Annotated in this window: 15 protein-coding genes; 8 read left to right on the top strand and 7 right to left on the bottom strand. The window is 44.0% G+C overall.

Translation table 11 applies throughout. The annotated features are described in order from the left end of the window. Positions 1-86: 86 nt before the first annotated feature. Together QUA13_RS16845 and QUA13_RS16850 are read left to right on the top strand one after the other, a co-directional pair. On the top strand, positions 87-248 hold the full coding sequence (locus QUA13_RS16845) for a hypothetical protein (protein WP_333200255.1): 162 nt from the start codon (positions 87-89) through the stop codon (positions 246-248). 3 nt (positions 249-251) lie between these two features. Next, on the top strand, positions 252-518 hold the full coding sequence (locus QUA13_RS16850; RefSeq protein ID WP_333200257.1) for a hypothetical protein: 267 nt from the start codon (positions 252-254) through the stop codon (positions 516-518). A gap of 309 nt (positions 519-827) precedes the next feature. Here QUA13_RS16850 and QUA13_RS16855 read toward each other — a convergent pair whose 3' ends face one another. Next, positions 828-1,901 carry a radical SAM protein gene (locus QUA13_RS16855; RefSeq protein WP_333200259.1) on the bottom strand — a complete coding sequence of 358 codons (1,074 nt, stop codon included), beginning with the start codon at positions 1,899-1,901 and terminating at the stop codon, positions 828-830. 459 nt (positions 1,902-2,360) lie between these two features. Here QUA13_RS16855 and QUA13_RS16860 point away from each other — a divergent pair, with 459 nt between their 5' ends. The 3 genes from QUA13_RS16860 to QUA13_RS16870 all read left to right on the top strand — a co-directional run bounded on the left by QUA13_RS16860 (position 2,361) and on the right by QUA13_RS16870 (position 5,051). Further along, entirely contained in the window at positions 2,361-3,143 is a 783-nt protein-coding gene (locus QUA13_RS16860; RefSeq protein WP_333193367.1) for an ABC transporter permease, read from the top strand. 225 nt (positions 3,144-3,368) lie between these two features. Next, the gene (locus QUA13_RS16865) at positions 3,369-4,232 is read left to right on the top strand and encodes an aldo/keto reductase (RefSeq protein WP_333200261.1); all 864 of its coding nucleotides are present in this window, start codon (positions 3,369-3,371) and stop codon (positions 4,230-4,232) included. 141 nt (positions 4,233-4,373) lie between these two features. Further along, on the top strand, positions 4,374-5,051 hold the full coding sequence (locus tag QUA13_RS16870; RefSeq protein ID WP_333193371.1) for a GIY-YIG nuclease family protein: 678 nt from the start codon (positions 4,374-4,376) through the stop codon (positions 5,049-5,051). A gap of 145 nt (positions 5,052-5,196) precedes the next feature. On the opposite strand, the gene QUA13_RS16875 is transcribed toward QUA13_RS16870, so the two are convergent. Beyond that, the gene (locus QUA13_RS16875) at positions 5,197-6,045 is read right to left on the bottom strand and encodes a DUF3598 family protein (protein ID WP_333200263.1); all 849 of its coding nucleotides are present in this window, start codon (positions 6,043-6,045) and stop codon (positions 5,197-5,199) included. Between the two features lie 18 nt (positions 6,046-6,063). Here QUA13_RS16875 and QUA13_RS16880 point away from each other — a divergent pair, with 18 nt between their 5' ends. Further along, on the top strand, positions 6,064-6,864 hold the full coding sequence (locus QUA13_RS16880) for an SAM-dependent chlorinase/fluorinase (protein WP_333200265.1): 801 nt from the start codon (positions 6,064-6,066) through the stop codon (positions 6,862-6,864). A 16-nt stretch (positions 6,865-6,880) separates the two neighbouring features. On the opposite strand, the gene QUA13_RS16885 is transcribed toward QUA13_RS16880, so the two are convergent. From QUA13_RS16885 to QUA13_RS16900, 4 genes are all read right to left on the bottom strand, one after another. Further along, positions 6,881-7,768, bottom strand: coding sequence for an alpha/beta hydrolase (locus tag QUA13_RS16885; protein WP_333200267.1), 888 nt, complete (start codon positions 7,766-7,768; stop codon positions 6,881-6,883). Between the two features lie 71 nt (positions 7,769-7,839). Beyond that, positions 7,840-10,398, bottom strand: coding sequence for a leucine--tRNA ligase (gene leuS / locus QUA13_RS16890; RefSeq protein ID WP_333200269.1), 2,559 nt, complete (start codon positions 10,396-10,398; stop codon positions 7,840-7,842). A gap of 250 nt (positions 10,399-10,648) precedes the next feature. Next, complete coding sequence (locus QUA13_RS16895) at positions 10,649-11,371, bottom strand: Uma2 family endonuclease (protein ID WP_333200271.1); 723 nt, start codon at positions 11,369-11,371, stop codon at positions 10,649-10,651. Positions 11,372-11,456: 85 nt separating this feature from the next. After that, the gene (locus QUA13_RS16900; protein ID WP_333200273.1) at positions 11,457-11,606 is read right to left on the bottom strand and encodes a hypothetical protein; all 150 of its coding nucleotides are present in this window, start codon (positions 11,604-11,606) and stop codon (positions 11,457-11,459) included. A 168-nt stretch (positions 11,607-11,774) separates the two neighbouring features. Between QUA13_RS16900 and QUA13_RS16905 the strand changes: the two genes are divergently transcribed. Together QUA13_RS16905 and QUA13_RS16910 are read left to right on the top strand one after the other, a co-directional pair. Next, positions 11,775-12,137, top strand: coding sequence for a papain fold toxin domain-containing protein (locus tag QUA13_RS16905; protein WP_333200275.1), 363 nt, complete (start codon positions 11,775-11,777; stop codon positions 12,135-12,137). A gap of 31 nt (positions 12,138-12,168) precedes the next feature. After that, the gene (locus tag QUA13_RS16910; protein WP_333200277.1) at positions 12,169-12,552 is read left to right on the top strand and encodes a hypothetical protein; all 384 of its coding nucleotides are present in this window, start codon (positions 12,169-12,171) and stop codon (positions 12,550-12,552) included. Here the strand turns inward: QUA13_RS16910 and QUA13_RS16915 are convergent. After that, positions 12,538-12,986 (bottom strand): HEAT repeat domain-containing protein (locus QUA13_RS16915; protein ID WP_333200279.1); only part of this gene is annotated, 449 nt, incomplete at its 5' end. The two genes, QUA13_RS16910 and QUA13_RS16915, sit on opposite strands and share 15 nt — an antisense overlap.

Consider the following 12,986-nt stretch of genomic DNA (forward strand, 5'->3'; position numbering starts at 1 on the left):
CTCTCTACCTCTGTCTAAACTCACAAAATTTACACTCAACTTCTTCTGAGTGAATTTTTGCTTAGTCTAAACTCCAAATTAAATGTTTGTCAATTAAAAGCGACAATCTGGTGTTTTTGCAGAAGTTCCGGAGTTTGTGCGATCGCAAATATCAAAGTCAAATTGAAAAATACTTAAACTACCTGATTGCTAATCAAGATTTGTTGCAGCCAAAAATATCCACAATTTGCGAGATGGTGGAAATATAACAGGTGGAATTGAACCGGGAACAGGAAGAGAGGGAACGTCAGGGCGATCGGGAACAAATGGAAATCGACTCGAAGAACGAAGACAAAGAGAAAAAGCGCGGCCAACTTGAGAATATTATCTTTTTTGTCGGAACTGCGATCGGCGGCGGACAAATCTTTTCAGCCAGCTATCGGCTAATCAAAGATACACCCATTAAATGGCAACCCGATTTTTCCCTCCCGCTTCATCGCTTCACCGCGACGACGATCGGGAGTTTGCTTTTCGCTTAAATATTCGGCCTGCTGACATTGGGTATCCTGCCGCTGGCGAGAAAAATCTCCCCCAGAATCCTGCCGCTGGTAAGAAAAATATTGCCCCGGTAAAGCGGTGCGTGACAGTCAATAGTAAAGGGCTGCAGTGCAATGATTTTTCACCCTCACGCACCCTACGACTGATACAAAACATTGTATTGGTAGGGAAACGGCATTGCCGTGTCCTTTAGCAAAAGCGAACGGGAATACAATTCATCAAACAAAAAACCGGGTTTCTGATAAAACCCGGCTACCATGAACACAAGCAATATTAACACTCCTCACACCTCAATTCTTTAATAACTTCATGCCCATTTTTACCTTGTCCAAAATCGTCTTTTGCGAAACACAAGTAATCAGACAAAGCTTACCGCAATTCAAAGTATCCCGGCGGACTTCCTGAGCTTTTTCACCGTACCAAATAGCGCGGGCGCTTTGCTCTTTCACATTACCAATTACCGGAAACTCATCGCACAATTTCACATCGCCGCGCGTATCAATCCAGTAATTGCGCAGTCCAACGCGACAAGGACGAGTTGAATCTGGAGCTTTTTCTTCCGCGAAGTGAGGAATCATCAATCGCAACACTTCATCGCTGTTCATAATCGGAGCGCCGTTTTTCTTCATTTCAATTAGGCGCTCGATTACTTGTGCAAATTCCTCCATGTCTTCTTTTTCAATCCACAATTCCTCGTATGTTTCTGGCGTCCAGCGGTTGACAGGTTGGAAGTTCACCGTCGTCGCCCCAATTCCCTGAGCCCAGGTGACTATTTCCGGGAGGTGGCGGAAATTGAGTCGGTTCATTGTCGGTTTGACGTTGATCGGAAACAGGACGTTCTGTTTTTCTTGTTCTTCGCGCAGATAACCGATTCCTTTAGAAAGCCGATCGAACAATCCCGGTTGACCCCGCAAATAATCGTGCAGTTCTGCATTCGGCCCGTCAACTGACATATTCACATTAAAAGGACGAGCAGCGACAGTTTTGGCTGCGTTTTCCCTGGTCATGCAATAACCGTTGGTGGTGACACCGGCGTGGATGCCGTTTTTATTCGCAAAGGCCAGCAAGTCTAGAAAACCTTTTTTAATATAAGGTTCGCCGCCGCTAAAGTTGATTGAAAATTCGCCCACAAATTCTTTGACGCTCAAGAGGGCATTTTGCCATTCTTCGATCGTCATTTCGTCTTTATATTCTTTGAGGCGCCAATACTCGCACTGGCGGCATTTAACATTGCAGCGCTCGTTGACAATCCCGTAAAAAGTGACTGGGCTTGTCACGTCGTATCCTGTATTGATCCGCAGCGATTCGGCTACTGCACTCTTGGTGTGCTTGACGCCCAGTCTCGATAATGTTAAAGCATCCATGTCTTTTTTTCCTTACGTGTTGTTAGTTAAGCAAATTTCTTGAACCCTCTTTTGTACGTAGAATTACGTACTTATCGTGACGTATTCCTTTTGAGTACGTATGCACCATCCTAAGTGTTCCGTTTGGGTATGCCTAGATGTTTCTCAAATATTTATAATATTAAAATTTGTAACACATTAGTATTCCTAATGAATCAACCATGCTTTTGTGAAAACATAAATCAATATTAATAATTGCCAAAATATCTTGGCTTAAGATTGACTTAAATTAATAATTATTGTAGTTTTTGTTTAAATTTTGTTAAATAACTTCATACTGGATGTCAGTAAAACTACTTAAGTAAGCGGTCTAAATAATTTATTGTTATAGTGAAATGAGCAGGCGTACAGCAATTAATTTCACACAACCTTTACAATATGGAAATTTAAGTATTTACACGGCAAAAAATGGCGATAAACATGAGACGATATTTGCACGTACTGAAATTGTTCTGGGGTGCGGCGATCGCAGCGGAACTAGAATACCGAATTAACTTTGTCCTCGCGGCCCTCAGCAGCCTCGGAAATCTTACTGGCAGCTTGTTTGGGCTGTTTTTGTTCTATCGTACTGGCTACACTTTTTCGGGCTGGAAATGGGAAGAGGCTTTAGTTGTACTCGGCATTTTTACGGTTTTGCAGGGGTTTTCGTCAACCTTTCTCGCGCCCAACCTCAGCCGTATTGTCGATCGAGTGCAGCAAGGCACCCTCGATTTCGTCCTCCTGAAACCAATTAGTTCTCAATTCTGGCTGTCTGCAAACACGGTTTCCCCTTGGGGAATACCCGATATCATCTTTGGCGCCGTATTGTTGCTGTATGCTGCTAACAAGTTGGGAGTAGAAACCGGCAACTATTTCCTAACTGCAATACCGCTGTTATTTGGCATGGTAAGTCTTTACAGCATCTGGTTTATGTTAGGTGCTATGAGTATTTGGTTTGTCAAAATTTACAATGTTACGGAAGTTCTCAGAGGATTGTTAGAAGCCGGTAGATTTCCAATGACAGCTTATCCCGTAGCTTACCGATTTTTCTTCACATTCGTAGTCCCCGTCGCCTTCTTCACCACAGTACCGGCAGAAGCAATGCTGGGCAGAGGTGATATAGTTTGGATAGCAGGGGCTGGAATATTAGCGATCGGGCTTTTGTGCGCTTCCCGCTACTTCTGGCAATTTGCACTCCGCTTTTACACCAGCGCTTCCAGCTAGTTAAGTAGGTAGGTAAGCTGCTGCACATCTAGATTGTCTATTATGTTTCAGAGGAAGAGGATTTAACACGTGGGGAATAGGGAATTGAAATATACATTTTAAAGGCAAAAGAGATTATCTAAAAAATATTTTTTTCTATTTACTTAGATAGTTAAATAAATGTAAAATTTTAACCTATCCTTGAAATGTAAACTGGAAATAAACCACGCAAACGAGGGCAAATAAATGAAAAGGAAACAACTGGGAAACAGTAATTTTACTATCAGCGCGATCGGTCTTGGAGGTATGCCAATGTCCTTAACCAGCCGGCCGCCAGAATCGCAATCAATTGCGGTAATTCACCGCGCCCTCGATTTGGGTGTCACCCTAATTGACACCGCAGATTCCTACTGCCAAGATGAATCCGACAAACATCACAATGAGCAACTCATTGCCAAAGCTTTGGAACAGTACACCGGAGATACTCGGGCCGTTACTGTCGCCACTAAAGGCGGCTTAATGCGGCCTCAAGGTGCATGGACGCGCAACGGCAATCCCCATCATTTGCGCCAGACAATTCGCGAAAGTTTTGAAGCGTTGGGTGGCAAGGAACCGATCGACCTTTGGCAATATCACTCGCCAGATCCGGCTTATACCATCGAAGCAGCCCTAGCACCTGCAAAAGAAGCAGTAGAAGCAGGGATGATTCGATTTATTGGAGTTTCCAACTTTTCTGTTGAGCAGATCAAACGCGCCCGCGATACAGTAGAAATTGTCTCGGTTCAGAATCAGTACAATCCTTGGCACAGACAGCCAGAATCAGACGGCGTGCTGGAATATTGCGAAACCGAAAAACTGACATTTTTTCCCTGGAGCCCTTTGGGAGGAAGCCGCCGCGTCACCAGCTTGCAAGATATGCCCGCGATCGCCAAATTAGCCAAAGAAAAAAACGTTTCTGTTTACTGTATAGTATTAGCTTGGTTGATGGCAAAATCGCCCTGCGTCGTTCCGATTCCCGGTGCGACCAAAGTATCGAGTATTGAGGACTCTGTGCAGGCGCTCGAAGTTAAACTGACTGACGAGGAATTGCAACAAATTGCACTAAGTTAAGTAGATAAGGGTCACAAAAACAGTAGAACAGGCAAGATGCCTGTTCCACAAAGAGAACTTTATTTTGGGGTGGGCATCTTGCCCGCCCCTGAAAGTGGGATTTAATGAGTAAAGTTGACATTTTTTGAGGAATTGGGTTTTATGGAAGCTAATCAAGTGAATGCCGATCGAGACGTAGCAATTGAACATCAAAACGTACCTGTCGCCCATGAAGGACTGCACAACTTTTTATACAGTTCCGACTCAGAACACAGCGCAGCAGCCACTATTTCTGAATTAGAAAATGACGGCACGCAAGTAATGTCGATCGATACATGGCGCGATTTGGCTACTAACGCGAAAGTCGCCGGCGTTTACGCTGTAATGGACACTTCCCGCCACACTCAGTTTATCGGTTATTCCAGAAATATCCTGCTTTCAATCAACGGTCACATCGCCCAAAATGGCGCAGAAAATTGTGCTTTCCTGCGCGTGCAAACTTTCAAATTCCCGAAGCGGGAAGAAATGGAAAGTTTGCGGGATATGTGGATAGCCGAACTCGGAAGCATTCCACCTGGAAACGGTGCTGAAAGCGAAATGTGGGCGGCTACGGTAGGTCAAGCTGCGCGATCGGCAATGTCTGCGGAAGAACAAAAAGCTTATGAGGAAAAGAAGCTGAAATTGCGCAAAGCAATGGCAGATTCTACTCTTACCAAAGAGTTAGAAACAGCGGCAAAAAGTGACGGCGAACGCGCTAAGGATTTGGAAGCTGCTGTTAACAATGATGACTGGAGTGCCGTGATTCAATCGCAAACTCAGGAAACAAAATCCGGTTCCTAAATCTGAAAAATGTTTGTAGTGCTGATATCTTGTACTATTTTTAGAACGGGCAAGATGCCAGTTCCACAATACATCAAGTTTATTGTGGGGTGGGCTTCTAGTCCGCCCAAAAGACTAAATCTTAATCATCAACAACTGATAATGACTAATGACTAACTTTGCGTTCAGTAACTAAAGTCAAACTGATCCATTCACCCCGCTCATTGTAACTGCGAATCATCCGAAACCGCAAGTCAGGTTCTACCAACCAACCGGCCTCGAAAAATATAGGTTTTCTCAATTCAATCTTGACAGGTAAAGTGCAAGAACCGCCGTCAGGAAGGAGCACAACTTGCACGGGGGAAGCACCTTCGTTAAAGTGCAGAACTGAACCGTCAATGCTGGCGCTAGAAGTGATAACAGTAGCATTACTGCCAAAAGTGATTTTGTTCACTAGGCGATCGCCACTTTCCAAATGCAATTGCATTTTGGTAGAATAAAAGTCAGGAGAACGCCAATCTGGATACATTGTCACGGCCTCGCCCTCCCATTCTCCCAGCAAATCCTCAACAGTTAAAGGCGGACGTTCGGGGACATTTTTATCAAGCTGCTTTTCCCGAATTAAGATAAGTGTTGATAAATTGCCGTCGGTATTGTATGTCAGAGGGAAGCGCAACCGACGATAATTGTAGATAAAACCAAACTCGGCACCGCACTCAGAATAAGGCGCTAGTTGAATAGTACCCTGAGAAAAAGCTCCATTCTCAAAAAACAGGATATCTCGTCCCAAAGTTTGATATTCTCGAACAAGTTCGCTCACTTCCGGTTCGCCCACACCGCTAGGATTTGGGGAAAACAGACGGAGTTTCAATCGCACATTTTTGTTGTCATTGAAACCTTCGAGAGAAATAATGCTAGGAGTATCTTGAAGTACCTCTCCTCGCGTTGATAGCTGAGTGAAGGAACCGTGCCATTCTCCCAAGTTTTGCAGAAAGTTTTCCCATTGTGATACCATATTTTTACTTTTGGATATATGTCTAAAAATAGAATTATAACTCTGCTTACGGATTTTGGATTAAGCGATGTTTATGTGGGAGTGATGAAAGGTGCGATCGCCCAAATTAACCCGCAGTTAAAAGTCATTGACATTACGCACCAAATACCATCTCAAAATATAGCGGCCGCGAGGTTTTGTTTGATGACTGCTTTTGCTTATTTTCCCCCGGAAACCGTACACGTTGCTGTCGTCGATCCGGGTGTGGGAAGCAAGAGACGCGGGGTTGCGATTAAATGTGCTAATTGCTTTCTTGTCGGGCCGGATAACGGGTTGTTTAGCGGGGTGTTGAGTCGGGAAAGTGCGATCGCCTCTGTCGAACTCACCAACCCCAAATACTGGCGCACACCTCAACCCAGCAGCACTTTTCACGGTCGCGATATTTTTGCAGCAGCGGGCGCTCACTTGGCGAACGGGGTGGCTTTGGAAGAGTTGGGGGAGGCGATCGACCCTGCAAGTTTAGTCGAGTTAGAGATACCAAATTGTGCCGTTACAGCCACAGGTTTAGAAGGCAGCATCCAATATGTCGATCGCTTCGGCAACCTAATTACTAATATCCCCAATAATTGCATTATAGGTAACAATTGGTCAGTAACAATTACCAATAGTTCTGATGCAATTCGCATCCCCAGCGGTAAAACCTACAGCGACAGCGAACCGGGCGATTTAATTGCCATAACTGGTTCTGACGGTTGGGTAGAAATTGCCGTTAATGGCGGCAGCGCTCAATCAGTATTGCAGCTAGAATTTGGAGATAAAGTACAAATAATTTACAGATAGAGAGCGTAATCGGCATTCATCTCATTCTAAATGTATCTGCAAAATCAACAATAGTTTGGCGGTATTCGCTACTGTTAAAAAAAGCATCTCCATTATTGTGCTTAGCATTAGCAACAAGTAAAATTTTCTTAGGTTCAGGAGAAGCAGCATACAACTGTTTACTCATCGCAGCGGGAATCAAAGGGTCAGCAGTTCCGTGGGCGAACAAAACCGGAATTCGCAACAATTTAACCTTAGCAAAAGAATCAAAATTTTGCCTCAGCAGCAGCCGCACCGGAAAAAGCCGCATCAAACTGTAGTGTTCTACCATATTAAGCATTGAAGTGAACGAACTTTGAACAATTAATCCCGCAGCTTCTGGATGTGCGATCGCTAATTCCACAGCAACAGCACCTCCCATTGAATGACCGTACAAAAAGATTTCGCTGGGCGACAATTGCCGCTGTTTCACTAAATAATTATAAGCTGTTTCCGCATCTTCATATATCCGAGCTTCGCTGGGAAAGCTGCCTTGACTGCGGCCGTAACCCCGGTAATCAATTAGCAAAACCGAAAAACCCAATTGCCGAAAGCGGTAAGATTGATTGATATTCGCACCGATGTTAAAACCCCTGCCGTGCAGGTACAATAGAGTTCCTAATGATTGTCGATTTGCGGTTTGCAGCCACCAACCGTGCAGTTTTTCAATTTTGCGCGATCGACTCTTAACTGGCAACCAAACTTCTTGGTAAGCGATGTTAAAAGCATCGGGTGTTTTGGCGATTGCAGGTGTTGGCTGAAAGATCAAACGATTTTGCAGAATAAACAAGAGTATACAGGAAGCAATGTAGGCGATCGCCCAAAGTTTTCCTAAACACAATAGCCCTCTCAAAAAACGTTGTTGACCATTGTTTAGCTTACTCATTTTTGGACTGGCTAATTCTTAAATGCAAGTATTAAAAACCCGGTTTCTTCAATAAACCGGGTTTCTCATCTTTATCCCGCTACCACGAAATTAACCAACTTCCCAGGCACCACAATTACCTTTTTAATCTCCTTACCCTCAAGATGGCGCTTAGCCAACTCCGACTCGCGAGCAAACTTTTCCAAAGCAGCTTTATCAGCACCAGAAGGCACTTGAATTGTGCCGCGAGTCTTGCCCATAACTTGAATTACCAGCGTAATTTCATCGGTAACTAATGCAGAGGTATCGACACTCGGCCAAGTTTGCACGTGTACCGATTCACTGTTACCAGTATTGTGCCACAATTCATCAGCAATATGCGGCGCAAAAGGCGCTAACAAGCGAATCAAAGTGTTAATTCCTTCTGCATAAATTGGCGAATCTTTACATTTAGCATCATTCAAAGCATTGCTGAGTTTCATCATTTCAGAAACAGCAGTATTGAACTGATAATCGCCCTCCAAATCTTCGCTCACTGCCTTAATTGCAGTGTGAATCGCCCGCCGCAAATCCTTCTCCGGTTTACTTAATTCAGCATTCTCTCCTGCTTGAGCGGGGGTGGCAGGGACTCGTCCAGCAAACTCTGTAACCACGCGCCAAACGCGATTTAAAAAGCGAAATTGCCCTTCCACATCGGCGTCGTCCCACTCCAAATCCTTCTCTGGTGGTGCTTTGAATAAAATAAACATCCGCGCCGTATCTACCCCATATTTGCCCATAACTTCCAAGGGGTCAACACCGTTATATTTTGATTTGGACATCTTCTCGTAGAAGACTTCCAAAGCTTCGCCCGTTTGAGGATCTTTGGGATTTGCGGGGTCTATATCTGCTGGGGGAACGTATTTGCCAGTAACAGAATTTTTGTAGGCCATTGCTTGTACCATGCCTTGAGTTAACAGGCGTTTAAATGGTTCGTCACAATTGATCAAACCCCGATCGCGCAAAACCTTGGTAAAGAACCGGGAATACAGTAAGTGCAAGATGGCGTGTTCGATGCCGCCCACATATTGGTCTACGGGCATCCAATCATTGGTCTTCGCCCTATCGAAGACTTGCTCTTGATTTTGAGCATCGGGATAGCGCAAAAAATACCACGATGAATCGATAAAAGTATCCATCGTATCTGTTTCCCGCTTCGCCGGAGTGCCACAACTCGGACAAGGAACGTTTACCCATTCTTCCATCTTTGCCAAGGGCGAACCTTTGCCAGTAAATTCTACATTTTCCGGCAATAATACGGGCAAATCCGATTGGGGTACGGGTACTGTGCCGCAGTTGGGACAGTGAATTACCGGAATCGGAGCGCCCCAATAACGCTGTCTAGAAATTAGCCAATCTCTCAAGCGGTATTGGATTCGCGCTTTGCCACAACCTGCATCTTCGGCATGGTGAATAATCGCTGCTTTTCCTTTAATTGAATCCATGCCGTTGAAGCTTTGGGAATTAATCATAATTCCGGGTTCGGTGTAAGCTTCCGTCAGCGGCATTTCATCATCATCTACAATTACTACTTTAATTGGCAGTTGATATTGATTGGCAAATTTGAAATCTCGCGTGTCGTGGGCGGGTACTCCCATGACTGCGCCGGTGCCGTATTCGTACAGCACATAATCGGCGATCCAAATGGGAATTTCTTCGCCGCTGAAAGGATTGATTGCTTTGCCGCCTGTGGGGATGCCGCGCTTTGGTTTGTCTTCGGCTGTGCGATCGATCTCGCTTTGCAGTGCAACTTCTTTGATGAAGGTTTCTACCGCGGCTTTTCTGTCTTCTGTTGTCACGCGCTGAGTTAGTGGATGTTCCGGCGCTAAAACAAGGTAACTGACGCCGTAAACTGTATCGGGACGTGTGGTGAAAACGGCGATTTTTTCATCCATGCCGACAATCGGAAATTCTAAGTAAGCGCCGACTGATTTGCCGATCCAGTTGGCTTGCATTAATTTGACTCTTTCTGGCCAATCGGGCAATTTGTCTAAGTCGTTTAATAACTGTTCGGCATAATCGGTAATTTTGAGGAACCACTGCCGCAATAATTTGCGCTCGACTTTGGCACCGGAACGCCAGGAACGACCTTCGTTATCTACTTGTTCGTTTGCTAAGACGGTTTGATCTATGGGGTCCCAATTAACTGCCGCTTCTTTTTGATATGCTAATCCTGCTTCTAAAAATTGCAAGAAAATCCATTGAGTCCAGCGATAATAATCGGGAGAACAAGTTGTAACTTCTTTTGTCCAGTCGAAAGAAATACCCAAACGTTGAAATAAGCCTTTCATTTGGGCAATGTTTTGATAAGTCCATTGTGCGGGGGGAATTCCTCGCTCGATGGCGGCATTTTCTGCGGGCAAACCAAAAGCATCCCATCCCATCGGATTCAATACCCGATAGCCTTGCATTCGCTTGAGTCTGGCAATTACATCGATGATTGTGTAGTTGCGGACGTGGCCCATGTGCAGGTTTCCCGACGGATAGGGGAACATGGATAAGGCATAAAATTTAGGCTTTTCCGTATCTTCTGGCATCTGGTCTAAGTTTTGCTCAGCCCATGTCTGCTGCCATTTTTCTTCTATGGATTGGGGGTTATATCTGGAATCCACAACAATTGCTCCGTGTAGGATTTACTAATGTTTGCTTGAACATTTTGGCACATTCAAGGGGCCTCGATTAGGATTTTTCTGAGTACCAAGGATTTTGGCTCGAATCTCTGTATTATATATTGTAGTATATGTAATTTTAGCTGGGGGGCGATCGACCAAATATCCCCGTTCGCCCTGAAAAAAGTAAATAACTGCAATCCCCAGAAACCCGATTTCTTTGACAAACCGGGTTTATTCTCCTAGTTCGAGCTTAGATGCTATCTGGATCGATGTTCAATTCGCGCAGTTTGGCGGCTAAACGTTCGGCTTTTTGAGCTTCTTGTTCTGCCCGCTGCGAAGCTTCTTCTGCGCGCTGCGAGGCTTGTTCTGCGCGCAGAAATTCTTGTTCGGCGCGCCGTCGCTCTAATTCTCGCTGTTCATCTAATTCGGAATAGGAAAGAAACTTTTGTCCATCAGGTCGATAAATTTCTAACCCTTCCGAACCCAACTCAAACCGCACTCGCAATCTTGGACTTATCCAGCCCTCCATCGGTTCAATTACTTCTAACAATCCTTCAATTCTTTGCCAACCTGTCAACTCATTTTTTTCTGGATCATAAAGGTAATACTCCTCGACTCCGTAGCGATTGTAAAATGAAAATTTCTTGTTAATTTTTATTTGGGAGTCGCGGAAAGAGCGAATCTCAAACACGACTTGGGGAGGAATATTATATTCACGAAATTGTATGTAGGAAAGCCGATCGCCTTTTGGCCTCCCAAATACGACCATTACATCGGGCGCTTGAGAAATATCTGTTCTACCCTCAACCGGATACCACAGTAAATCGGCGGCTATAAACACGTTTGGGTCATCTTTCAAAAGCGACTCGCAACCTTCTTTGATTGTGACAATTAATTTGTATTGAATTGTGCTATCTGCCATCGGCTGACCGTCGCTGCATGGATAAATAATTTCTTCGGTTGTGACTTGCATTGTGGTTGTCTCCGAGAAGTATCTCAGCTTAATTATACTATTTATGATAACGATTTTAAGGTTTTCAAAAGTTAAAATATATCACTCAATTGTTATGTTGATAAATTCGGTCAGCGATATGTTCTTTGGCTTTTTCGGATAGTTGAAAGTTAATAATGCTTTCGGGAGTTGTGCCGGCGGTCAAGAACTCAACTATTTCGGCGTAGGCTTCTGGTATTTTAGTTGCTACAGTCATAATTTTGTTTTTGCTTTTTTTATTTATATCACATCAAGATCGCTCGCTATTTTATGCTAGAGTATTATATTATTAGACATCTAGTGAATAGCCAGTCAAGGGGAGGCAAGATGTCTACCCCACGGGAATTGTTGGAGATGTCTATTTGTCTAAGGTCTTGGTAAAGAGATGAGCTATTTATCAAGTTTAGAGATTTATCGAGAGATTGGAAATATAGTCAGTCAATTTAAAATTCTTGAATGCGATCGCTGTGCTACTGCTGTTATGGAATGGCTAGAACAACAAGGGATTCAGGGAAAGATTCTCAGACTGAGAACAAAGTATCAGGATGAGGATTATATCATCAGCGAACGTCTAGAAAGTCAGGGAATTACAGAATCAATTACAGTTAACGGCAAACATTACGGGGTTGAAGTTCGAGGTCTAGTGTTTGATAATCTCTCAACAGATGGAATGTCAAAAGAAGAGTGGGTTAAGGATTTTCACTCTCCGAGCGACCAATTTGTTGTAGAAGAAATAGAAAAATTGTAAAATATAACTGTTGTTAAAACTAGAGGTCAAAATGAGTGGATTATTTGATATTCTAGAAAAGATAAAAGCTAGACCGGGGATGTACATTGGTAAATCTTCACTTAACGATTTGTTTATGTTTTTGGCTGGCTATAAAACAGCTAGGCGAGAATTTGGGATTGAGCCAAGTGAACAGGAAAATGAGTTTTATCGGGAGTTTCAGCCTTGGTTGCAGAAACGCTTTAATGTACAGTCGGTGAATTCTTGGGCTAAAATTATCATGCTTTATTCAGTAGACGAAAGGGAGGGATTTGAGTATTTTTTTCAGTTGCTGGATGAGTTTTGGCGGCGGAATGAAAGTTTACAGGTTGATGAGGTTGATGTTAATGAAGAAATGCCGATCGCTAATAAAGGCGATCGCTCATTGGCGCTCTAATTCTGCCAATTTTTGCTGGGCAAATTCGCGGAGTTTTTGGTCGCGATCGTTCTGAGCGCGATCGCGCACAATTTCTAAAGTTTCAGGGCGATCGGGATATAGCTGAATAATAGCTGCAAGAGCGGTTTTCCTGGGGTTATCTGACGACCAAAAAAAGTCGAACTCATAGGGATCATTAATAGCAACATCGCACAATAATCCAAATATCCCAGGCTGATAGTTCCACCCCCGTGCTAATTCTTCTACTGCTGCATATCGCACATTCGAATCATCGTCTGATTGAGCGCGTTGTTTGAGGATAGGTAAGGTTTCCGGGTCATCTTTCCACCCCCGTGCTAATTCTTGTACTGCTGCTTCTCGCACATTCGAATCATCGTCTGATTGAGCGCGTTGTTTGAGGATAGGTAAGGTTTCCGGGTCATCTTTCCACCCCC

Source organism: Microcoleus sp. S28C3, assembly GCF_036700785.1.
Classification (GTDB): Bacteria; Cyanobacteriota; Cyanobacteriia; order Cyanobacteriales; family Microcoleaceae; genus Microcoleus; species Microcoleus asticus.